Source organism: Streptomyces sp. NPDC092370 (genome assembly GCF_044755265.1).
Classification (GTDB): domain Bacteria; phylum Actinomycetota; class Actinomycetes; order Streptomycetales; family Streptomycetaceae; genus Streptomyces.
In genome coordinates, this window is the sequence record NZ_JBIVQO010000003.1 from 464,173 (window position 1) to 485,683 (window position 21,511).

The 21,511-nt window shown below is 70.2% G+C and carries 19 protein-coding genes; 9 read left to right on the plus strand and 10 right to left on the minus strand.

Annotated elements, in window-relative coordinates:
• Positions 1–190 precede the first annotated feature (190 nt).
• The 3 genes from ACIQHQ_RS13370 (at position 191) to ACIQHQ_RS13380 (ending at position 4,818) form a co-directional block, all read left to right on the plus strand.
• Positions 191–1,954, plus strand: coding sequence for a PQQ-binding-like beta-propeller repeat protein (locus ACIQHQ_RS13370; protein ID WP_402612055.1), 1,764 nt, complete (start codon positions 191–193; stop codon positions 1,952–1,954).
• Between the two features lie 58 nt (positions 1,955–2,012).
• A complete protein-coding gene (locus ACIQHQ_RS13375; RefSeq protein WP_402612056.1) occupies positions 2,013–3,878 on the plus strand; it encodes a PQQ-binding-like beta-propeller repeat protein in 1,866 nt (621 codons plus the stop codon).
• Between the two features lie 259 nt (positions 3,879–4,137).
• On the plus strand, positions 4,138–4,818 hold the full coding sequence (locus ACIQHQ_RS13380) for a LuxR C-terminal-related transcriptional regulator (RefSeq protein ID WP_402612057.1): 681 nt from the start codon (positions 4,138–4,140) through the stop codon (positions 4,816–4,818).
• Between the two features lie 313 nt (positions 4,819–5,131).
• Here the strand turns inward: ACIQHQ_RS13380 and ACIQHQ_RS13385 are convergent, their stop codons facing one another.
• On the minus strand, positions 5,132–5,449 hold the full coding sequence (locus ACIQHQ_RS13385; protein WP_402612058.1) for a hypothetical protein: 318 nt from the start codon (positions 5,447–5,449) through the stop codon (positions 5,132–5,134).
• Between the two features lie 33 nt (positions 5,450–5,482).
• Positions 5,483–7,162, minus strand: coding sequence for a sodium:solute symporter family protein (locus ACIQHQ_RS13390; RefSeq protein WP_402612059.1), 1,680 nt, complete (start codon positions 7,160–7,162; stop codon positions 5,483–5,485).
• A 163-nt stretch (positions 7,163–7,325) separates the two neighbouring features.
• Between ACIQHQ_RS13390 and galT the strand changes: the two genes are divergently transcribed.
• Genes galT through galK form a run of 3 tightly spaced genes read left to right on the plus strand, consistent with a single transcriptional unit; the run spans position 7,326 to position 10,506 of the window.
• Entirely contained in the window at positions 7,326–8,387 is a 1,062-nt protein-coding gene (gene galT, locus ACIQHQ_RS13395; RefSeq protein ID WP_402612060.1) for a galactose-1-phosphate uridylyltransferase, read from the plus strand.
• Positions 8,384–9,352 (plus strand): UDP-glucose 4-epimerase GalE, encoded by a 969-nt coding sequence (gene galE / locus ACIQHQ_RS13400; protein ID WP_402612061.1) that lies wholly within the window; start codon positions 8,384–8,386, stop codon positions 9,350–9,352. The genes galT and galE overlap by 4 nt, the downstream gene beginning before the upstream one ends.
• Positions 9,352–10,506, plus strand: coding sequence for a galactokinase (gene galK / locus ACIQHQ_RS13405; protein ID WP_402612062.1), 1,155 nt, complete (start codon positions 9,352–9,354; stop codon positions 10,504–10,506). The genes galE and galK overlap by 1 nt, the downstream gene beginning before the upstream one ends.
• Before the next feature lie 174 nt (positions 10,507–10,680).
• Here galK and ACIQHQ_RS13410 read toward each other — a convergent pair whose 3' ends face one another.
• Positions 10,681–11,127, minus strand: coding sequence for a GNAT family N-acetyltransferase (locus ACIQHQ_RS13410; RefSeq protein WP_402612063.1), 447 nt, complete (start codon positions 11,125–11,127; stop codon positions 10,681–10,683).
• Positions 11,128–11,448: 321 nt separating this feature from the next.
• Here ACIQHQ_RS13410 and ACIQHQ_RS13415 point away from each other — a divergent pair, with 321 nt between their 5' ends.
• Positions 11,449–12,216, plus strand: a complete 768-nt coding sequence (locus ACIQHQ_RS13415) for a response regulator transcription factor (RefSeq protein WP_283974551.1) — start codon at positions 11,449–11,451, stop codon at positions 12,214–12,216.
• Here ACIQHQ_RS13415 and tamR read toward each other — a convergent pair.
• Positions 12,175–12,672, minus strand: a complete 498-nt coding sequence (gene tamR, locus ACIQHQ_RS13420; RefSeq protein WP_030242768.1) for a MarR family transcriptional regulator TamR — start codon at positions 12,670–12,672, stop codon at positions 12,175–12,177. The two genes, ACIQHQ_RS13415 and tamR, sit on opposite strands and share 42 nt — an antisense overlap.
• Positions 12,673–12,798: 126 nt before the next feature.
• On the opposite strand from tamR, the gene ACIQHQ_RS13425 reads away from it, so the two are divergent.
• Entirely contained in the window at positions 12,799–13,620 is an 822-nt protein-coding gene (locus ACIQHQ_RS13425; RefSeq protein WP_402612064.1) for a trans-aconitate 2-methyltransferase, read from the plus strand.
• Positions 13,621–14,009: 389 nt separating this feature from the next.
• Here the strand turns inward: ACIQHQ_RS13425 and ACIQHQ_RS13430 are convergent, their stop codons facing one another.
• Together ACIQHQ_RS13430 and ACIQHQ_RS13435 are read right to left on the minus strand one after the other, a co-directional pair.
• Positions 14,010–14,687 (minus strand): TetR family transcriptional regulator, encoded by a 678-nt coding sequence (locus ACIQHQ_RS13430; protein WP_402612065.1) that lies wholly within the window; start codon positions 14,685–14,687, stop codon positions 14,010–14,012.
• Positions 14,684–15,703, minus strand: a complete 1,020-nt coding sequence (locus ACIQHQ_RS13435) for an acyl-CoA desaturase (RefSeq protein ID WP_402612066.1) — start codon at positions 15,701–15,703, stop codon at positions 14,684–14,686. Before ACIQHQ_RS13435 ends, ACIQHQ_RS13430 begins: the two co-directional genes overlap by 4 nt.
• A 288-nt stretch (positions 15,704–15,991) precedes the next feature.
• Between ACIQHQ_RS13435 and ppc the strand changes: the two genes are divergently transcribed.
• Complete coding sequence (ppc, locus tag ACIQHQ_RS13440) at positions 15,992–18,724, plus strand: phosphoenolpyruvate carboxylase (RefSeq protein WP_402612067.1); 2,733 nt, start codon at positions 15,992–15,994, stop codon at positions 18,722–18,724.
• 63 nt (positions 18,725–18,787) lie between these two features.
• On the opposite strand, the gene ACIQHQ_RS13445 is transcribed toward ppc, so the two are convergent.
• The 4 genes from ACIQHQ_RS13445 to ACIQHQ_RS13460 all read right to left on the minus strand — a co-directional run bounded on the left by ACIQHQ_RS13445 (position 18,788) and on the right by ACIQHQ_RS13460 (position 21,437).
• Entirely contained in the window at positions 18,788–19,486 is a 699-nt protein-coding gene (locus tag ACIQHQ_RS13445) for an LPXTG cell wall anchor domain-containing protein (protein WP_402612068.1), read from the minus strand.
• A 139-nt stretch (positions 19,487–19,625) separates the two neighbouring features.
• Positions 19,626–20,129, minus strand: coding sequence for a hypothetical protein (locus ACIQHQ_RS13450; RefSeq protein WP_402612069.1), 504 nt, complete (start codon positions 20,127–20,129; stop codon positions 19,626–19,628).
• 42 nt (positions 20,130–20,171) lie between these two features.
• Positions 20,172–20,774, minus strand: a complete 603-nt coding sequence (gene pth / locus ACIQHQ_RS13455) for an aminoacyl-tRNA hydrolase (RefSeq protein ID WP_402612071.1) — start codon at positions 20,772–20,774, stop codon at positions 20,172–20,174.
• A gap of 69 nt (positions 20,775–20,843) precedes the next feature.
• Entirely contained in the window at positions 20,844–21,437 is a 594-nt protein-coding gene (locus tag ACIQHQ_RS13460) for a 50S ribosomal protein L25/general stress protein Ctc (RefSeq protein ID WP_402612072.1), read from the minus strand.
• Positions 21,438–21,511: the final 74 nt, after the last annotated feature.

The following is a 21,511-nucleotide window of genomic DNA, read 5'->3' on the forward strand; positions in this document are numbered from 1 at the left end:
GGGTGCGTGAAGGCGCATAACGGCGGCATCACGGGCCGGTCCGCCCTTGGGAACAGGGGGTGAGACGGCCCGGTCGCTGTCGGAACCTGGTGATACAAAGAGTCGTCTTAGAACTTCATGAAGCGACTCTGAGCCCATGTCGTATCTCAGGGTGTGGCTAAAAATCAGTGATCGAACGGGGGAGCCGCTGATGACTCAGCCGCCCAGTCAGCCGCCGCACGGTGGCTTCGGAGCACCGCAGAACCAGCCGCCGCAGGGTGGTGGTTTCGGGGCACCGCCGCCCCAGGGCCCGCCCCAGACCCCGCCGCCCCCGCAGGGCCCGCCGCAGCCGGGATACGGCTATCCGCAGCAGCCGGGCCCCTACGGGCCCCCGGGACAGCCGGGGCCGTACAACCCCGGCCCGTACGGTCAGCAGCCCGGCCCGTACGGCCAGCAGCCCGGCCCGTACGGCCAGCCCGGTTACGGCTACCCGCAGCAGCCGCAGTACCCCGGTGCGCCCGGCACCCCGCCCTCAGGCGGCTCCGGAAACCCCTTCAAGGGCAAGCCGGCCGTCATCATCGGCGCGGCCGTCGCCGCGCTGCTCGTCGCCGGCGCCACCGTGTGGGCCGTCACCGGCGATGACGGCGGCAAGGGCGAGAAGAAGCCGATCGCCCAGAAGACCGACGACGCCAAGCCCGCCTCCCCTGCCCCGGTCAACCCCGGTGACGGCAGCGGCGACGGCGGCGAGGACCCGGATAACCTCAACGAGGGCCGCCAGGCCGGCGAGGCCAAGGTCCTCTGGTACAAGGAGGCGCCCGACGCCCCCGGTTCCGGCGCCGACGCCCCGGGCATGTGGATCACCGGCAAGACCGCGGTGAAGGCCGCCTACAAGCAGCTCTTCGCCTACCACGTCGGTGACGGCAAACCCGCCTGGGACGCGATCACCTTCCCGCAGAAGATCTGCGCGACGACTCCGCAGAAGACGTCCGACGACAAGATCGTCGTCGCGTACATGAGCGGCAGCAGCGACCGCGCCAAGTGCAACCAGCTGCAGGAGATCGACCTCGGCACCGGCGAGAAGGGCTGGAAGAAGCAGGTCGCCGACGGCGCCCTGTTCGACTCCACGCTCTCCGTCGAACTGTCCATCACCGGCAAGACGCTGATGGTGGGCCGCTCCCAGTCCGGCACGGCCTACGACGTCACCAACGGCGACAAGCTCTTCGACAAGAAGCGCTACGGCAACGCCTGCTTCCCCGCCGCGTTCGCCGGTGGCGAGAAGCTGATCGCCGTCTCCTCCTGCGGCGCCGGCACCGACAAGCAGCACGACGAGGTGCAGGAGCTCGACCCGAAGACCGGCAAGGCCAGGTGGACCCAGCCGTTCGACAAGGGCTGGCGGGTCGCGCGCACCTACTCGGTCAGCCCTCTCGTCATCTACAGCACCCACCAGGACAAGAAGGCCTGGAACATCTCCACCTTCACCTCCGGCGGCAAGTTCCGCTCGCAGGTCGGCTTCGACGAGGACTTCGCCCCCGAGTGCGGCTGGGCGATCCTCGAGCGCGACCTCACCGGCTGCCAGGGCGTCGCCGTCGACGACTCCACCCTGTACCTGCCGACCGAGGCCACCTCCGGCGCCAACGAGATCGTCGCGGTCAACCTCGCCAACGGCAAGGAGAAGTGGCGCGTGAAGTCGCCCTCCGACGAGTCGATGCTGCCGGTGAAGACCGAGGGCGGAAAACTCATCGCCTATGTGGAGCCGTCGTACGACGCGGGCGGGCAGATCGTGTCCGTCCCGACCGGCGGCAGCAGCCACAAGCCGTCCAGGCTGCTGCAGAACCCGCAGGGTGCCGCGGACGTCGAGGGCAGCTTCTTCTCCAAGGACATCGACTGGGTCGACGGGCGCTTCTACCTCTCGACGACCCGGCTGAGCGGGAACGACGACACGAAGGAGAAGTTGATGCTCGCCTACGGCAAGTGACTCTTCCTCCTTCCGAACTCCCTTTGTCGCCCGCCCCCTTCCGCGAGGTACCCACGCCATGACCCAGCCGCCGCCCCAGCAGCCCCCGCAGGGGGGCGGCTTCGGGCCGCCCCAGGACCAGCCGCCGCAGACCCCGCCGCCCGCGGCCGGGCCGAACCTCGGCAAGGCCCCGGAACCGGGGTACGGATACCCCCAGACGCCTCCGCCGGCCGCCCCGCAGACGCCGACCCAGCCCCCACAGGGTTACGGCTATCCGCAGGGTGCCGCGGCGCCCCAGCCTCCGCAGGCCCCGCCCGGCTACGGCTATCCCGGTCAGCAGCCGGGGCCGTACGGGCAGCCGCAGCAGGCGCCTTACGGGCAGCCGGGGTACGGCCAGGTCGGCCAGCCGGGATACGGTCAGCCGGGGTACGGCCAGCCGCCCGGTTACGGCTATCCGCAGCAGACCATGCCGCACCAGCCGCAGGCCGGACAGCCAGGCGGCGGCGGGAAGTTCACCGCGCAGATGGCGATCATCGTCGCCGCTGTCGTGGCGATCGCCCTGATCATCGGCGGTGGCGTCTGGTACGCCAAGTCCGGTGGTGACGAGGGCAAGAAGAACGACACCGCCGGCTCCAGCGGCGGCACCGGCGGGACGGACGACGACAACGGCGGCACCACCTCCGGCAAGGAGAAGGCGCCGTCCGACCCCAGCGCCAAGGTCCTCTTCCAGGTCCCGGCGCCCGAGGTGAAGAACGCCAGCACGGTCGTCGTCTCCGGCTCGTGGCTCACCGGCAAGGCGTACGTCAAGAGCGGCATCGCCCAGATCGTCGGCTACGACCGCGACAAGGGCGGCGAGCTGTGGAAGATCCCGCTGGGCGGCCCGGTCTGCCAGGCCGCCCGCCACGTCACCGACGACAACCTGACGGCGATCCTCTACCAGCCGGCCATGCCCACCAAGGCGGACCCCTCGCACGGGTGCAGCGAGATCGCGCTGATCGACCTGGATGCCGGCAAGAAGCTGTGGACCAAGACGGTCAAGACCGGTGACCAGCTGATCACCTTCGACAACATCACCCTCAGCGGAAAGACCGTCGCCGTCGGCAGCACCAGCGGCGGCGCCGCCTTCGACGTCTCCGGCAAGCTCCTGTGGAGCCCGAAGCCGGCCGACTCCTGCTACGACGCCGGCTACGGCGGCGGCGAGAAGCTGGTCGCGGTGCGCAAATGCGGCTCGTACGACCAGCGGCAGCTGCACATCCAGACCATCGACCCGAAGTCCGGGAAGGTGATCTCGGAGTACAAGATGACCGAGGGCATCGAGTACGCGAGCATCGTGTCGACCGACCCGCTGGTCGTGGCCGCCGACGTCGGCGACTCCGCGGGCGACGGCAGCGGCATCTCCGACTTCTTCTCCATCGACGGCAAGACCGGCAAGCTGCGCACGCGCATCTCCGCGCCGGGCGAGCAGTTCGCGGCCCGCTGCGAGGGCATCACCCGCGTCGAGGCCTGCAACCTGCTGGCCGTCGGCAACGACCGGCTGTACCTGCCGACCGAGGAGCACGACAGCGCCGGCAAGTACCGCCGGACCAACGAGATCGTCGCCTTCGACCTCGCCACCGGCAAGCAGACCGGGCAGCGGGCCGACGCGGGCGACGGCTACACGATCTCGCCGCTGCGCATGGACGGCGGCAACCTGATCGCGTACAAGCGTCCGCCGTACAACAAGGGCGGACAGGTCGTGAGCATCGACGGGGGCAGCTTCAAGGAGACGACGCTGCTGGAGAACCCCGCGACGGACAGCGTCCGTGACGTGGAGACCCGCATGTCGCCGGAGTACTCCGAATTCCTGTACGCCGACGGGCATCTCTACATGTCCAAGGTGTACGCGAGCAAGCGGTCGACGGTGCGGGAGAAGGAGTACCTGGCCGTCGGCTTCGGCACCAGCTGACCGGGCTGTGACCGGGCTCTGGCCGGGTGTTGTCCGGTTCTTGATCGACTGATGGCTGATACGGCCCCGTCCCTGTTCAGGGGCGGGGCCGAATCTGTTTGGCGCGGTCAACCTGGAAGGAGAGGAAGTTCGGCGATCCGGGGCGATTCTCGCGGGTAGGGGGAGCGCGACGTCGAACAAGCGTGTAGCTTCCGGGGGCATGAAGGCGGGGGAGCCGGGGGGCTTCCATAGGGGGCTGGGGTGACTGGGGGGTTGCTCGATGGGAGTACGGCTCATGGTGGTCGACGACCACCGATTGCTGGCCGAGGCGCTGGCCTCGGCGTTGAAACTGCGAGGGCACCGGGTGCTGGCCGCGGCGGCGCCCGCCGCGGGGGCGGCGGAGCTGGTGATCACACGGGCGCCGGAGGTGTGTCTGCTGGGGACGGCGGCGCCGGCGGAGCCGGGGATCTTCGACCCGGTGGTGCGGATCAAGCGGGAGCGGCCGCAGGTCGCGGTGCTGGTGCTGGGGCCGGTGCCCAGCCCCCGGGGCATCGCGGCGGCGTTCGCGGCGGGAGCTTCCGGCTATGTCCGTCACGATGAACGCATAGAGGGTGTCGAGCGGGCGATCATGAAGGCGCGGGCGGGCGAGGCGGCGGTGGCGCCGCAGCTGCTGCAGGGGGCGTTCAGCGAGTTGCTCAACCCGGCGGCACAGCCGGACGACGAGGGGCAGCGGTTGCTGTCCCTGCTCACGCCGAGGGAGGTCGAGGTCCTGGTCCGCGTCGCGGACGGCGAGGACACCCGCCTCATCGCGGCGGGCATGGGCATCGCACCGTCCACGGCCCGTACGCACGTCCAGCGGGTCCTGATGAAGCTGGGCGTCGGCTCCCGCCTGGAGGCGGCGGCGCTGGCGGCGCGGACGGGGTTGCTGGACCGGGCGGGTCCGGTACGACGGGAGCCGTGACCGTCCGACGCGGGCTGGGGGTACTCACGCCTGGCGGTGGGAGGTCGGGCGGGGCCGCGCCGGGGGATGCCCGTCCTCGGAACGGCGCGATGGGGTGTCGTACCGACTGACCGGCGTCGTCGCGCCAACCGCTGCGGGCGGCCCCCCCGACACCTCCCCTCGCGCTGTCCGGCGGGTGCGGGTCGTCGTCCGTTGATCCGGCGGGTACCCGTGCCGCCAGGAGCGGCACGGGTGGGCGCAGCCGCACCTCGTCGCGCCGGGTTGCGCACCCACCCGGCCTGAACACCAACGCCGAGCGCCTGAGAACCCCGGGCTACTCCACCCGCTCGTCCCCCTCCGGGTCGACCCCCGGAGGGGGAGGTGCCACCGGCCTCAGCTTCAGCCACACGAGGAAGAACAACCCCAGCGCGAGCATCCCCAAGCCCGTCCACAGGTTGATGTTCACGCCCTCGGCCTTGTCGATGTCGGCGTCGGACGCCGTGAACCCCGCGATCGTGACGATCACGCCGTAGACCACGAACAGCCCGCCGATGATCCGCCGGATGTCGAACAGCCGCGCAGCCGTCGCCGACTTGCCCTGCAGCTCGGTGACTTCCCGCTGCACGTCCTTCTCGGAGTAGAACTCGGACATGTGTCAATCCTCCCTCGGTAAAAGCGGGAACGGTCAGAACGAGAACGGGATGTAGCAGGCGGCGGCCAGGATCACCGCGCCCCAGCCGAGCAGCGCCGGCTTGCGGTACCAGGCCTCGTCCCCGGGCGCCGGCGGCTCCGACATGCCGGGCGAGCGTGTGCCGTAGACCAGCCCCTGCAACTCCTCGGCCGGCTTGGGCGCGGTGAACAGTGACACCGCCACCATGACGACCGCGCCCGCGACGAAGCCCGCGATCGCCGAGACGAAGTTGGCCCCCTGGTCGGAGGGAATGTCGATGATGTCCCGCTTGTAGAGGACGAAGTAGTTGACCATCGCCGCGGTGGTGCCCGCGAGCAGCCCCCAGAAGCCCGACTTCATGGACGCCCGCTTCCAGAACATGCCGATGATGAAGACGACGAACATCGGCACGTTGAAGAAGGAGAACAGCGTCTGGAGGTAGGCCATGATGTTCGAGAACGACCGGGCCAGGAACGCCGTTCCGATGGAGGCCAGGACACCGATCGCGGTGATGAGCCGGCCGAAGCGCACGTAGTACTCGTCCTCGCGGTCCCTGACGACGTACTTCGCCCAGATGTCCGTCGTGAACACCGTGTTGAAGGACGACACGTTCGCCGCCATGCCCGCCATGAACGCCGCGAGCAGGCCGGTGACGGCGATGCCCAGCACGCCGTTGGGCAGCAGCTGTTCCATGAGGTAGGGGATGGCGTCGTTGTACTGCAGATCGGAGCCCGGGGTGCCGATCTTCGGGACCAGGACCGCGGCCACCAGGCCCGGGATCATCACCAGGAACACGATGAAGATCTTCGGGAACGCGGCGATCAGCGGGGTGCGCTGGGCAGCCGAGAGGTTTTTCGCGGACAGCGCGCGTTGCACCTCGGCGAAGTTCGTCGTCCAGTAGCCGAAGGAGAGCACGAAACCGAGGCCCAGGACGATCGTCAGCCAGTTCGCGCCGAGCGGGTTGTCGCTGCCGATGCCCGTGCCGCCCCAGGACGTCATGAAGTCGGCGCCACGGGACTCGGTGAGGGAGTCCGACAGACCGTCCCAGCCGCCGACGCTCTTCAGGCCGAGCACCGTGAGGGGGATGAGCGCGGCGAGGATGACGAAGAACTGCAGGACCTCGTTGTAGATCGCCGACGACAGGCCACCGAGGGTGATGTACGCCAGCACGAAGAAACCGGCGACCACGATCGCCACCCACTCCGGCCAGCCCAGCAGCGCCTCGACGACGATGGCCAGGGCGTAGAGGTTGACGCCGGCGATGAGGATGGCGGCGAAGGCGAAGAGCACGGAACTGAGCAGGTGTGCCGCCTTGTCGAAGCGCAGCAGCAGGAACTCGGGGACCGAGCGCACCTTGGAGCCGTAGTAGAAGGGCATCATCACCAGGCCGAGGAAGACCATGGCCGGGATGGCGCCGATCCAGTACCAGTGCGTGGTGTAGACGCCGTACTGGGCGCTGTTGGCGGCCATGCCCAGGATCTCGGTGGCGCCCAGGTTGGCCGCGATGAACGCGAGGCCGGTCACCCAGGCGGGCAGGGAACGGCCGGAGAGGAAGAAGTCGAGACTGGTCTTCACCGAGCGGCGGGCGGCGAAGCCGATGCCGAGGACGACGAGGAAGTAGATGCCGAGGATGGTGTAGTCGAGCCAGTTGGTGGGGAGTCGCAGCTCGGCTGCCAGGTAGGTGGGGGTGTGCATGAGCCCTCGCTTTTTCGCGCGAACCGATACCTCGCGGAACCACTTCTCCGCGTTCAGCAATTGAACACGTCTGCTGATGTTCTTTGTTTGATCGTGATGTTGACGATTGGGGTGGGTCGTGTTTAGGTATGTTGGGTTATGTTTGAAGGATGAGGAGTCCGGCGTGAAGAAGACCTCGACCCGGCTGGCCGACGGCCGCGAGCTCATCTACTACGACCTGCGTGACGACAGCGTGCGGGACGCCACCGACCGCCGCCCGCTGGACCGCACCGTCACCACGTCCGAGATCCGCCGCGACCCCCTGCTCGGCGACTCCGTCGCCATCGCCTCGCACCGCCAGGGCCGCACCTACCACCCCCCGGCCGACGAGTGCCCCCTGTGCCCCTCCGAGGGCGGCCGCCTGAGCGAGATCCCGGACTCCTCGTACGACGTCGTGGTCTTCGAGAACCGCTTCCCCTCGCTCGCCGGCGACTCGGGCCGCTGCGAGGTCGTCTGCTTCACCTCCGACCACAACGCGTCCTTCGGCGAGCTCACCGAGGAGCAGGCGGGCCTGGTCCTGGAGGCCTGGACGGACCGCACGTCGGAGCTGTCCCACCTCCCCTCCGTCGAGCAGGTGTTCTGCTTCGAGAACCGGGGTGCCGAGATCGGCGTCACCCTCCAGCACCCCCACGGGCAGATCTACGCCTACCCCTTCACCACGCCCCGCACCGCGCTGATGCTCCGCTCCGTCGCGGCCCACAAGGAGATGACCGGCGGGGAGAACCTCTTCGACACCGTCCTGGAGCGTGAACTCGCCGGCGAGCGCGTCGTCCTGGAGGGTGACCACTGGGTCGCCTTCGTGCCCTACGCGGCGCACTGGCCGTACGAGGTGCACCTGTACCCCAAGCGCCGCGTGCCCGACCTGCTCGGGCTGGAGGAGGGCGCGCGCACAGAGTTCCCCAAGGTGTATCTGGAACTGTTGAGGCGCTTCGACCGGATCTTCGGGGAGAGTGAGTCTCCGACGCCGTACATCGCGGCCTGGCACCAGGCCCCGTTCGGCGCGCTGGAGGAGTTCGACGGGGTCGTGCGCGAGGACTTCGCGCTCCACCTCGAGCTTTTCACCATCCGCCGCACTCCCGGCAAGCTGAAGTTCCTCGCGGGTTCCGAGTCCGGCATGAACGTGTTCATCAACGACGTGCCGCCGGAGCGCGCGGCCGAGCGACTGCGAGAGGTAGCGAGTTCATGAGCGGGAAGTACCTGGTGACGGGCGGCGCGGGATACGTCGGCAGCGTGGTCGCGCAGCATCTGCTGGAGGCCGGTCACGAGGTCGTCGTCCTCGACAACCTCTCCACGGGCTTCCGCGAGGGCGTCCCGGCGGGCGCGGCGTTCGTCGAGGGCGACATCCGCGACGCCGCCAAGTGGCTGGACTCCTCCTTCGACGGCGTGCTGCACTTCGCCGCGTTCTCCCAGGTCGGCGAGTCGGTCGTGAAGCCGGAGAAGTACTGGGACAACAACGTCGGCGGCACCATGGCGCTGCTGGCCGCGATGCGCGAGGCGGGCGTCCACAAGCTGGTCTTCTCGTCGACCGCGGCGACATACGGCGAGCCGGAGCAGGTCCCGATCGTCGAGTCGGCGCCCACGTCCCCGACCAACCCGTACGGCGCCTCGAAGCTCGCGGTCGACCACATGATCACGGGCGAGGCGGCGGCGCACGGCCTGGGCGCGGTGTCGCTGCGCTACTTCAACGTCGCGGGCGCCTACGGCGCGTACGGCGAGCGCCACGACCCCGAGTCCCACCTGATCCCGCTGGTCCTCCAGGTCGCTCAGGGCGGGCGCGAGGCGATCTCGGTCTTCGGCGACGACTACCCGACGCCGGACGGCACCTGCGTACGCGACTACATCCACGTCGCGGACCTGGCCGAGGCCCATCTGCTGGCACTGGGGGCCGCCGCCCCCGGCGAGCACCTGATCTGCAACCTCGGCAACGGCAACGGCTTCTCGGTCCGCGAGGTCATCGAAACGGTCCGCACCGTGACGGGCCACCCGATCCCGGAAGTGGTCGCACCCCGCCGGGGCGGCGACCCGGCGATCCTGGTGGCGTCGGCCGCCACGGCCCGCGAGAAGCTGGGATGGAACCCGTCCCGCGCGGACCTCGCGGGAATCGTCGCGGACGCGTGGGACTTCGCACAGAACATCTCGAGGGAGCAGTAGTGGGCGCACAGCAGGTGCGGGACGGTTTCGAAGAGCTGTACGGAACCGCCCCCGAGGGTGTCTGGGCGGCCCCGGGCCGCGTCAACCTCATCGGTGAGCACACCGACTACAACGACGGCTTCGTGATGCCCTTCGCGCTGCCGCACACCGCCGTAGCGGCCGTCTCCCGGCGCGCGGACGGTGTGCTGCGCCTGCACTCGGCGGACGTCGAGGGCGGGGTCGTCGAGCTGCGCGTCGACGAGCTGGCGCCCGAAACGGACCGGAACTGGACGGCGTACCCGTCGGGTGTCCTGTGGGCGTTGCGCGAGGCCGGCCACCCGGTCACCGGCGCCGACATCCACCTCGCCTCGACGGTCCCCTCCGGCGCGGGCCTGTCGTCGTCGGCGGCGCTGGAGGTCGTGGTCGCGCTGGCCCTCAACGACCTGTACGAATTGGGCCTGAAGGGCTGGCAGCTGGCCCGCCTGTGCCAGCGCGCCGAGAACGTCTACGTCGGTGCCCCGGTCGGCATCATGGACCAGACGGCGTCGGCCTGCTGCGAGGCCGGGCACGCCCTGTTCCTCGACACCCGCGACCTCTCCCAGCGCCAGATCCCCTTCGACCTGGCAGCCGAGGGCATGCGCCTGCTCGTGGTCGACACGCAGGTCAAGCACTCCCACAGCGAGGGCGAGTACGGCAAGCGCCGCGCCGGCTGCGAGAAGGGCGCGGCCCTGCTGGGCGTCGACGCGCTGAGGGACGTCCCCTACGCCGAGCTGGACGCGGCCCTGGACCGCCTGGGCGACGAAGAGGAGGTCCGCCGCCTGGTCCGCCACATCGTCACGGAGAACGAGCGCGTCGAACGGGTCGTGTCGCTGCTGGAATCGGGCGACACCCGCGCGATCGGCCCGATCCTGATCGAGGGCCACGCCTCCCTGCGCGACGACTTCCGCATCTCCTGCCCCGAACTCGACCTGGCCGTCGACACGGCCCTGGCCTCCGGCGCCCTGGGTGCCCGTATGACGGGCGGCGGCTTCGGCGGCTCGGCGATCGTCCTCGCGGAGGAGGCGGACGTGGACACCATCACCAAGGCGGTGACGGAGGCCTTCGCGGCAGCGGGCTTCACCACGCCCCGCGTCTTCGAAGCGGTCCCGTCACCGGGCGCCCACCGACTGCCCTGACCTCACGCCCCGGGCGCCCTCCCACGAGGGCGCCCGCCCTTCCCGCCCGCGTCAGCGGTTGACGGACCGGATCTCCAGGACCGGCACCTCTGTCGTGGTGACGAAGGCCCCGTCGGGCAGGTCGCCGCCCGTGCCACCCGCGCCTTCCCACGTGGGGGGCACCGTCCTCGCAGGTCAGCCCAGCCTCTTCGTCAGCGTGTACTCCGTGATCCCCGGCGGGTAGTCCGGCACCACGCACACCACCTGGTACCCCTGCTTCTCGTAGAACCGCGGTGCCTGGAAGTCCCAGGTCTCCAGGCGGGCCGAGCGGCAGCCGCGGGACGAGGTCGCGATTGCTTCCGCCTCCGCGAGCAACCGCGCGCCCAGGCCCCTGCCGCGGTGGCGTTCGTCGACCCAGAGATAGGTCACGTGCAGCCATGTCGCCCAGGTGTGGCCGACCAGGCCGCCGGCGAGGTCGTCGTCCCGGTCGTTCACAGCCCACACCTGCAAGGGGACGTCCCTTTCGTCCGGTGTCCCGCGCAGGGCCCGCAGGATCGGAGAGGCGGCTGTGTTCGTGTCCCGCAGGCGGGTGCGGAGCAGATCACGTCGGGCCTTGTCGACTTCTGTCTCAAGACGGAACATGCGGCACACGATAAACGCGTCGGACAGTCAGTTCTGCAAATAACCTTCCGCTCCGGGCCCCCGCCCGTACTCTGATGAACAGCACCGGTGGGGGCCGGTGCCGATCAGGGGGGCGAGACAGCCGGGTACGACGCCCGGGGTGGGGGTAGCGGTTACCGCACGGCGGCGGCCGTGCGGCTGCGGCGACCCGAACAGGCTGCTGCGGCAAGGGCGGACGGTCGGACGCAGCGGATCCGGGCACCTCGGCGTCGTACCCGAGCGGTGTCATCCTCCGAGGTTGGGGTATCCCCTGCTCTTCAAGAGCTCGGGTAAGGGGGTTTCGTGGTTCGCATCCGAGTCCTGGTCGTCGACGACCATCGCATCTTCGCCGAGTCGCTCGCGGCGGCCCTGGCCGCCGAGCCCGATGTCGACGTCTCCGCGGCCGGCAGCGGTCCGGCCGCGCTGCGCAGCCTGGAGCGGGCGGTCGCCGAGGGGCGGCGGTTCGACGTGCTGCTCGTGGACGCCGATCTGGGCGGCAAGGTGCCGGGTACCCGCCCGGCCGTACCCGTGCAGGAGGGCAACGAGGACGGGCTCGTCGACGGGATCTCCCTCGTCACGGGAGTGCGTGCCGCGCAGCCGAACGTACGGATCGTGGTGCTCGCCGAGAAGGACGACCCGCGGCGTGCCGCGCTCGCCCTGCAGGCCGGCGCCTCCGGCTGGGTCGCCAAGGACTGCTCGCTGTCGCGGCTGCTCACGGTCATCCGCGGCGTGCTGCGGGAGGAGACCCACCTGCCGCCCGCCCTGCTGACGGGGGTGCTGCGGGAGCTCACCGCCGCCCGCAAGCACCGCACCGAGAGCGAGCGGCTCGTCGAGTCCCTCACGCCGCGTGAGCGCGAGGTACTGCGGTGCATGGTCGCGGGGCTGGGGCGCAAGGCCGTCGCCGAGCGCCTGTATCTGTCACCGCACACCGTGCGGACGCACATGCAGAACGTTCTGGGCAAGCTCGGCGTGCACTCCACGCTGGCCGCCGTCGCCCTGGCCCGGCGGGCCGGGGTCGGACCCGCCGACCTAGCCGGGGATGTTGTCGAACGGGGCGGTCAGCTGGCGTAGCAGCCCCGCCAGTTCGCCGCGCTGGGCCCGGGAGAGCTCCGCGAGGATCGCGCGCTCCTGGTCCAGCAGGCCCGCCAGGGCCTGGTCCGCGCGGTCCCGGCCCTCGTCCGTCAGCCGGACCAGGACGCCTCGGCGGTCGCTGGGGTCGGGGAGCCGTTCCACCAGGCCCTTCTTCGCCAGGCGGTCGATGCGGTTCGTCATCGTGCCCGAGGTCACCAGGGTCTGCGTGAGGAGCTGTCCCGGCGACAGCTGGTACGGCGTGCCCGCGCGGCGCAGGGCCGTCAGCACGTCGAACTCCCACGGCTCCAGACCATGCTCCGAGAACGCCAGCCGCCGCGCCCGGTCCAGGTGGCGGGCCAGTCTGCTGACACGGCTGAGCACCTCGAGCGGTTCCACGTCGAGGTCCGGGCGCTCCCGGCGCCACGCTGCGACCAGCCGATCGACCTCGTCCTCCATGACGATCAGTGTAGTGGTTGTGTCGACGTAGAGTCTCTTGACGTCAAGTTTCTTGACATCTAGATACTTTCAGGATCACGCTGGGTGTGCGCCCGTACGGTCACCACCAGGACACCAGGAGGACCCATGCCCGCAGCCGCCCCCACCTGGGACCCCGCCCAGTACCTCCGTCACGCCGGCCACCGCGCCCGCCCCTTCACCGACCTCCTCGCCCGCGTCCCCGACCTCCCCGGCGCCCCTGCCCGCATCGCGGACCTCGGCTGCGGCCCCGGCAACCTCACCGCGCTGCTCGCCGCCCGCTGGCCCACCGCCCGGATCACCGGCTACGACAACTCACCCGAGATGCTCGACAAGGCCCACGCCGATCACGAAGGGCCGACCCCGGGCGGCGGGCGCCTCGACTTCGGCCACGCCGACGTACGGACGTGGACGCCGGACGAGCCCCACGACCTGATCGTCAGCAACGCCACGCTCCAGTGGGTGCCGGGGCATGCCGAGCGGTTGGCCGACTGGGTGGCCGGACTGAAGCCCGGCGGGACCCTCGCCTTCCAGGTGCCGGGCAACTTCGACGCCCCCAGCCACCGGCTCATGCGCGAACTCGCCGGTTCACCGCGCCGGCGCGGCCGGCTCGACGGCACCCTGCGCCACGCCGACGCCGTCCTCACGCCCGGGGCCTACCACGAGCGGCTGACGTCCCTGGGCTGCACGGCCGACGTGTGGGAGACGACGTACCTCCACCTGCTCCAGGGCGAGGACCCGGTGCTCGACTGGGTGAAGGGGACGGGGCTGCGGCCCGTGCTGACCGCGCTCGCCGATGATCTGGAGGAGCGGGAGGCCTTCCTCGCCGAGTACCGGGCGGCCCTGCGCGAGGCCTATCCGGCCGGGCCGCACGGCACACCCTTCCCGTTCCGCCGCGTGTTCGCCGTCGCCCGGAAGGAGAGCCGGTGACCACCGCCCCCGACCCTGTCCGGCTCGCCGCCCCGCCGGGAGCGAGGAGCGCCTGCGGGTGTACTGCGTCGATGTCCTCGGCCGCCTACGCCCGGCCGGTCACGCTGCTCAACCCGCCCTCGTCCTCTCCGCTGCACATGACCGAGACCCTGAGAACGGCCCGGGCTCGTCCGGCGGGGCGGTGCTGGTCCCGGGCCGGGTGGCGCACCCGCACCCGGGGACCGAGGAGGACTTCCGGGCGACGCGGAAGGCCCGCCCTGCCCTGCGGGTGAGCGGCACCGACGGCTCGTCCACCCGGACTGCGCCCTGCCGGGCCCGAGCGCTTCTCACGCACGGGACCCCGCCGGCAACCGCCGCGGTGTTCCTCGAACCGCTCGTGATCAATACACCTAGGCCTTGCGGCGCCCTATCAGGTGCGGCTTGGCCTCTATGCCGTCCAGGCCGTGCCACGCCAGGTTCACCAGGTGCGCGGCCACCTCGGCCTTCTTCGGCTTGCGCACGTCCAGCCACCACTGGCCGGTCAGGGCGACCATCCCGACCAGGGCCTGGGCGTACAACGGGGCCAGCTTGGGGTCGAAGCCGCGGCTCTTGAACTCGCGGCCCAGGATGTCCTCCACCTGCGTGGCGATGTCCGAGATCAGCGAGGCGAAGGAGCCCGTCGACTGCGGGATGGGGGAGTCACGGACCAGGATGCGGAACCCGTCCGTGTACTCCTCGATGTAGTCCAGCAGGGCGAACGCCGCCTGTTCGCACAGTTCGCGGGGGTGACCTGCGGTGAGCGAGCTGGTCACCATGTCCAGCAGGCGACGCATCTCCCGGTCGACCACGACCGCGTACAGCCCTTCCTTGCCGCCGAAGTGCTCGTAGACCACCGGTTTGGAGACCCCGGCCTTCGCCGCGATCTCCTCCACCGACGTGCCCTCGAACCCCTTCGCCGCGAAGAGCGTGCGGCCGATCTCCAGCAGCTGCTGGCGGCGCTCGGCACCGGTCATGCGGGTGCGACGCGCTCGCCGCGGCTTGTCATCGCTGGGGGTGCTGCTCGAGTCGGTCGCCACAGCGACCATCATGCCGCCTCGGCGGGTTCCTTCCCCCGCTGGGAGCCGCCTTCCCCGGTGTTACGGCGCGAATCGATACGGGAGCGTGACGGCCAGCGCACGTCGTACGCCCAGCCCGCCATCTCGAACCAGCGGATCAGCCGGGCGGACGAGTCCAGCTGGCCGCGCATCACCCCGTGCCGCGCCGAGGTCGGGTCGGCGTGGTGCAGGTTGTGCCAGGACTCACCGCAGGACAGCACCGCCAGCCACCACACGTTGCCCGAGCGGTCACGCGACTTGAAGGGACGCTTGCCGACCGCGTGGCAGATCGAGTTGATCGACCAGGTCACGTGGTGCAGCAGGGCCACCCGGACGAGCGAACCCCAGAAGAAGCCGGTGAACGCGCCCCACCAGGACATCGTCACCAGACCGCCGATCAGCGGCGGCAGCGCCAGCGAGACCACCGTCCACAGGACGAACTGGCGGGAGATCTTGCGGAGCGTCTTGTCCTTGATCAGGTCCGGGGCGTACTTCTCCTGAGACGTCTGCTCCTCGTCGAACAGCCATCCGATGTGCGCCCACCACAGGCCCTTCAACAGGGCCGGAAGCGTCTCGCCGAACCTCCACGGCGAGTGCGGGTCGCCCTCCGCGTCGGAGAACTTGTGGTGCTTGCGGTGATCGGCCACCCAGCGCACCAGCGGCCCCTCGACCGCCATGGACCCCGCGATCGCCAGCGCGATCTTCAGCGGCCGCTTGGCCTTGAAGGAACCGTGCGTGAAGTGCCGGTGGAAGCCGATCGTGATGCCGTGGCATCCCAGGTAGTAGAAGAAGACCATCAAGCCGAGGTCCAGCCAGCTCACCCCCCAGCCCCACGCCAGCGGCACGGCCGCCAGCAGCGCGAGGAACGGCACGACGATGAAGAGGAGGAGGGCGATCTGCTCGATGGACCGCTTCTTCTCGCCGCCCAGCGTCGCGGTCTCCGCTGCGGCGTCGGTGTGCTGACCGGGTGCCTTCGCGGCGTCCTCGATCACATCGGAACTACTGGTCATACGCGTCCCCTGGGGGGTATGTGGATGGAGAGGGAGTCGCCGAGCCACGAGAACCGTGCTTCCTACGGTTCCGTAACCTACGGCATCGTAAGTATGGCAGTGCGTTACCCGGCGGCAAGAGCCCCCGCCCCTGCGCGTCCGGCCGACACCTATCCTTGAGTCGGTCGGACAGCGCGGTCCGCTCTGTTTTCTTCCCGGATGACCGGACCGTAAGCGGCGCCCCGCCGCGCGAGACGCCGTCCGGGTTCCCCTCCCAGACGAGCTTCAACACTGCAAGGAGCCGCACCTGTGAGCAGTGCCGACGACCAGACCACCACGACGAGCAGCGAGCTGCGCGCCGACATCCGCCGCCTGGGCGACCTCCTCGGCGAGACCCTCGTCCGCCAAGAAGGCCCTGAGCTGCTGGAACTCGTCGAGAAGGTCCGCCGCCTCACCCGAGAGGACGGCGAGGCCGCCGCCGAGCTGCTGCGCGGCACCGAACTCGACATCGCGGCCAAGCTGGTCCGCGCTTTTTCCACCTACTTCCACCTGGCCAACGTCACCGAGCAGGTCCACCGCGGCCGCGAGCTGCGCGCCCGCCGCGCCGCCGAGGGCGGACTCCTCGCCCGTACGGCCGACCGGCTCAAGGACGCCGACCCCGAGCACCTGCGCGAGACGGTCCGCAACCTCAACGTCCGCCCCGTCTTCACAGCCCACCCCACCGAGGCCGCACGCCGGTCGGTCCTGAACAAGCTCCGGCGCATCGCCGCGCTCCTGGAGACCCCGGTCATCGAGTCCGACCGCCGCCGCCTCGACATCCGGCTGGCCGAGAACATCGACCTCGTCTGGCAGACCGACGAACTGCGCGTCGTGCGCCCCGAGCCCGCCGACGAGGCCCGCAACGCCATCTACTACCTCGACGAACTGCACGCCGGCGCCGTCGGCGACGTCCTGGAGGACCTCACCGCCGAACTGGAGCGCGCCGGGGTCAAGCTCCCCGACGACACCCGCCCCCTCACCTTCGGCACCTGGATCGGCGGCGACCGCGACGGCAACCCCAACGTCACCCCCCAGGTCACCTGGGACGTCCTCATCCTCCAGCACGAGCACGGCATCAACGACGCCCTGGAGACGATCGACGAACTCCGCGGCTTCCTGTCGAACTCCATCCGCTACGCCGGCGCCACCGAGGAACTGCTGACCTCCCTCCAGGCCGACCTGGAGAACCTCCCCGAGATCAGCCCCCGCTACAAGCGCCTCAACGCCGAAGAGCCCTACCGGCTCAAGGCCACCTGCATCCGGCAGAAGCTGGAGAACACCAAGAAGCGCCTCGCCAAGGGCACCGCCCACGTGGCCGGCCGCGACTACCTCGGCACCGGCGAACTCCTCGCCGACCTGCGGATCATCCAGGACTCCCTGCGCGAGCACCGCGGCAGCCTCTTCGCCGACGGCCGCCTCGCCCGCACCATCCGCACCCTCGCCGCCTTCGGCCTCCAGCTCGCCACCATGGACGTCCGCGAACACGCCGACGCCCACCACCACGCCCTCGGCCAGCTCTTCGACCGGCTCGGCGAGGAATCCTGGCGCTACGCCGACATGCCCCGCGACTACCGCGCCAAGCTCCTCGCCAAGGAACTGCGCTCCCGCCGGCCGCTCGCCCCCACCCCGGCCCCCGTCGACGCGCCCGGCGAGAAGACCCTCGGCGTCTTCCAGACCGTCAAGCGGGCCCTGGAGGTCTTCGGACCCGAGGTCATCGAGTCCTACATCATCTCCATGTGCCAGGGCGCCGACGACGTCTTCGCCGCCGCCGTCCTCGCCCGCGAAGCCGGCCTCATCGACCTCCACGCCGGCTGGGCCAAGATCGGCATCGTGCCGCTGCTGGAGACCACCGACGAGCTCAAGGCAGCCGACACCATCCTGGAGGACATGCTCTCCGACCCGTCCTACCGGCGCCTGGTCGCGCTGCGGGGCGACGTCCAGGAGGTCATGCTCGGCTACTCCGACTCCTCCAAGTTCGGCGGCATCACCACCAGCCAGTGGGAGATCCACCGCGCCCAGCGCCGCCTGCGCGACGTCGCCCACCGCTACGGCGTACGCCTGCGCCTCTTCCACGGCCGCGGCGGCACCGTCGGCCGCGGTGGCGGCCCCACCCACGACGCCATCCTCGCCCAGCCCTGGGGCACCCTCGAAGGCGAGATCAAGGTCACCGAACAGGGCGAGGTCATCTCCGACAAGTACCTCATCCCGTCCCTGGCCCGGGAGAACCTCGAACTCACCGTCGCGGCCACCCTCCAGGCCTCCGCCCTGCACACCGCACCCCGCCAGTCCACCGAGGCCCTCGCCCGCTGGGACGCCGCGATGGACGTCGTCTCCGACGCCGCCCACACCGCCTACCGCCGCCTCGTCGAGGACCCCGACCTGCCGACGTACTTCCTCGCGTCGACGCCGGTGGACCAGCTCGCCGACCTGCACCTGGGCTCCCGGCCCTCCCGCCGCCCCGGCTCCGGCGTCTCGCTCGACGGCCTGCGCGCCATCCCCTGGGTGTTCGGCTGGACCCAGTCCCGGCAGATCGTCCCCGGCTGGTTCGGCGTCGGCTCCGGCCTCAAGGCCCTGCGCGAAGCCGGCCTCGACACCGTCCTCGACGAGATGTACGGCCAGTGGCACTTCTTCCGCAACTTCATCTCCAACGTCGAGATGACCCTGGCCAAGACCGACCTGCGGATCGCCCAGCACTACGTCGACACCCTCGTCCCCGACGAGCTCAAGCACATCTTCGACACCATCAAGGCCGAACACGAGCTCACCGTCCGCGAGGTCCTGCGCGTCACCGGTGAGAACGAACTCCTCGACGCCGAACCCGTCCTGAAGCAGACCTTCGCCATCCGCGACGCCTACCTCGACCCCATCTCCTACCTCCAGGTCGCCCTGCTCAAGCGCCAGCGCGACGCGGCCGCCGCCGCCGAACAGGCCGACCCGCTCCTCGCCCGCGCCCTCCTGCTCACCGTCAACGGCGTGGCAGCCGGCCTGCGCAACACCGGCTGAACCACCCCGGACACCACCGTGCCCCCGAGCCCGCACAGAGCTCGGGGGCACGGCCGTTCCACCTCAGCCGCGGCCCAGCCTGCGCCGCCGCACCACCAGGAAGCCGCCGGACGCCAGCAGCACCGCCGCCACACCCGACAGCAGACCCACCGGCGCCCCGCTGCCCGTCTCGGCCAGGTCACCGTCCGTACCGCCCCGCGGCGACGGCGACGACACCGGCACACCACCACCGGCCGACGCACTCGGGGACGCCGACGCACCCGGGTCACCCGGCTCACCCGACGGGGCCCGCGACACCCCCGTCGAAGGCGACACGGACGCCGACCCGGACGGCGTTCCGCCACCCGGCTCCTGCTCGTCCTCACAGTCCGTCCAGAACACCTTGTGCTTGGCGGAACCCTTCTCCCCCTCGAAGGTCCAGAACAGCTTGTAGTGCCCGTCGGGCAGCGACAGGTCCTCGCTGCGGCCGTGACCCTGCGCGTCCAGCGCCAGCGCACCCGACTTCACCGTCTCCCCCTTGTTCTCACTCGGAGGGATGGCATCGATGTGCCAGTCCACCTCCTGCCCGCCGTCGAAACCGAAGGCGTCCAGATAGAAGGTGCACACATGCGGCTCGTTACGGCGCAGCTCCTCACCCGTCGAGGCGTCATGGATCTTCACCGTGCCGTTGTCACCGGGCGGCGTGGCCCCGGCGGCCGGAGCGAGCAGGAGGACCGCGGAAGCGGCGGCGCAGACAGCGCCCGCACGCGACAGAATTCGCATCGAGAGGTAGTCCATCTTCGAGAAGTGACCGGGAAGATGTGGAGGGGGCGGCTCAGCTTCCAGCCTCGCCCGGCAGTACGTCAATCACGAACACACAACGCCTCAGCCCCTCCACAGAAGGAGAGAACGCCCCAACCCCTCAGACGGTCACGAACGCGGCCGTCAGCAACGCCACCCCCGACAACGCCAACACCCACGCCGCCCGCGTCCGCAGCAGACCACCCGCCACCACCACCGACGCCAGCAACAGCGCACCACCCAGCGGAATCCACGCATACAGAACCCCCGCCGGGCCCGAACGCACCGCCTCGTCACCGCCGGGCTTCATCACCACCGTGTAGGTCCGGCCCTGCTCCACCGCGACCGACTTCTCCAGCACCACCCGCGACCGCGGAAGCGACCCCTCCGACAGCGGCGCGTACCGGCCCGAGCACCTGTCCGGCCCGCACCGCGTCACATCGACCGTGCCCCGCTCCCGGCCCTTGGTCAGCATCACATGCTGCGCCGTACCCCACGAGGCCCACACCCCCGCGATCAGGATCAGCACCGCGACCGCCCCCATCGCCGCGTACCGCCCGAACCGCAGCGCGGCGACCGAGGCCTGACGGGAAGAAGCGGCATGGGCAGGCATGGCCGGGATCATTGGCCATGCCTGAACGGCCCGTCAACCCCAGTGGGCGACGAGTCAGGAGTTGTACGTGCTTTGCGCCCGCTCCAACCCCTCGATCACCAACGCCTCCACCGCGTCCGCCGCCCGGTCCACGAAGTAGTCCAGCTCCTTGCGCTCCGCCGACGAAAAATCCTTCAGCACGAAATCAGCCACCGGCATCCGCCCAGGCGGCCGCCCGATCCCGAACCGCACCCGGTGATACTCCGCACCGAACGCCTTCGTCATCGACTTCAGACCGTTGTGACCGTTGTCCCCGCCACCCAGCTTCAGCCGCAACGCCCCGTAGTCGATGTCCAGCTCGTCATGCACCGCCACCACATGGCCCACCGGCACCTTGTAGAAGTCCCGCAGCGCGTTCACCGGCCCGCCCGACAGATTCATGTACGACATCGGCTTCGCCAGAACCACCCGCCGGTTCAACGGCCCCGGCGGCCCGATCCGGCCCTCCACGACCTGCGCCTGCGCCCGCCCGGCCCGCTTGAACCTCCCACCGACCCGGTCCGCCAGCAGATCGGCCACCATGAAACCCACGTTGTGCCGGTTCCCCGCGTACTCCGGCCCCGGATTGCCCAGCCCCACGATCAGCCAGGGAGCGGCGGCATCGGTCGTCACGTCCATGTCTCCTTCATACGCGTCGGCCGCTGCCCCGCACGGGAACAGCGGCCGACGAAACGACGACGAAGAGGATCAGGCCTCAGCGGCCTCTTCGCCGGTCTCCTCACCCTCAGCGGCCTCCTCGGCCTGCGCGGCCAGGACCTGAAGGACGACGGTGTCCTCCTCGACGGCCAGCGTCGTGCCCTTCGGCAGCGGGATGTCCTTGGCGAGGATGGAGTCACCGGCCGTCAGACCCTCGACGGAGACGGTCACGGACTCCGGGATGTGCGTGGCCTCGGCCACGACCGGCAGCGCGTTCAGCACGTGCTCCAGCAGGTTGCCACCCGGGGCCAGCTCACCCTCGGTGTGGACGTAGATCTCGACGTTGACCTGCTCACCACGCTTGACCAGCTGCAGGTCCACGTGCTCCAGGAAACCCTTCAGCGGGTCACGCTGCACGGACTTCGGGATCGCCAGCTCGTTCGTCTTGCCGTCGATGTCCAGCGCGATCAGCACGTTCGGCGTACGCAGCGCCATCAGCAGGTCGTGACCCGGCAGGGTCAGGTGCACCGGGTCCGAACCGTGCCCGTACAGCACACCCGGAACCTTGTCATCACGACGGATACGGCGCGCGGCACCCTTGCCGAACTCGGTGCGCGTCGCGGCGGAGATCTTCACCTCGGACATAATCACTCCTCGAAATCAGAACGGACGTGGTCACCCGGCCACGAACGGCCTGCTACGAAGAGCGCGTCGATAAC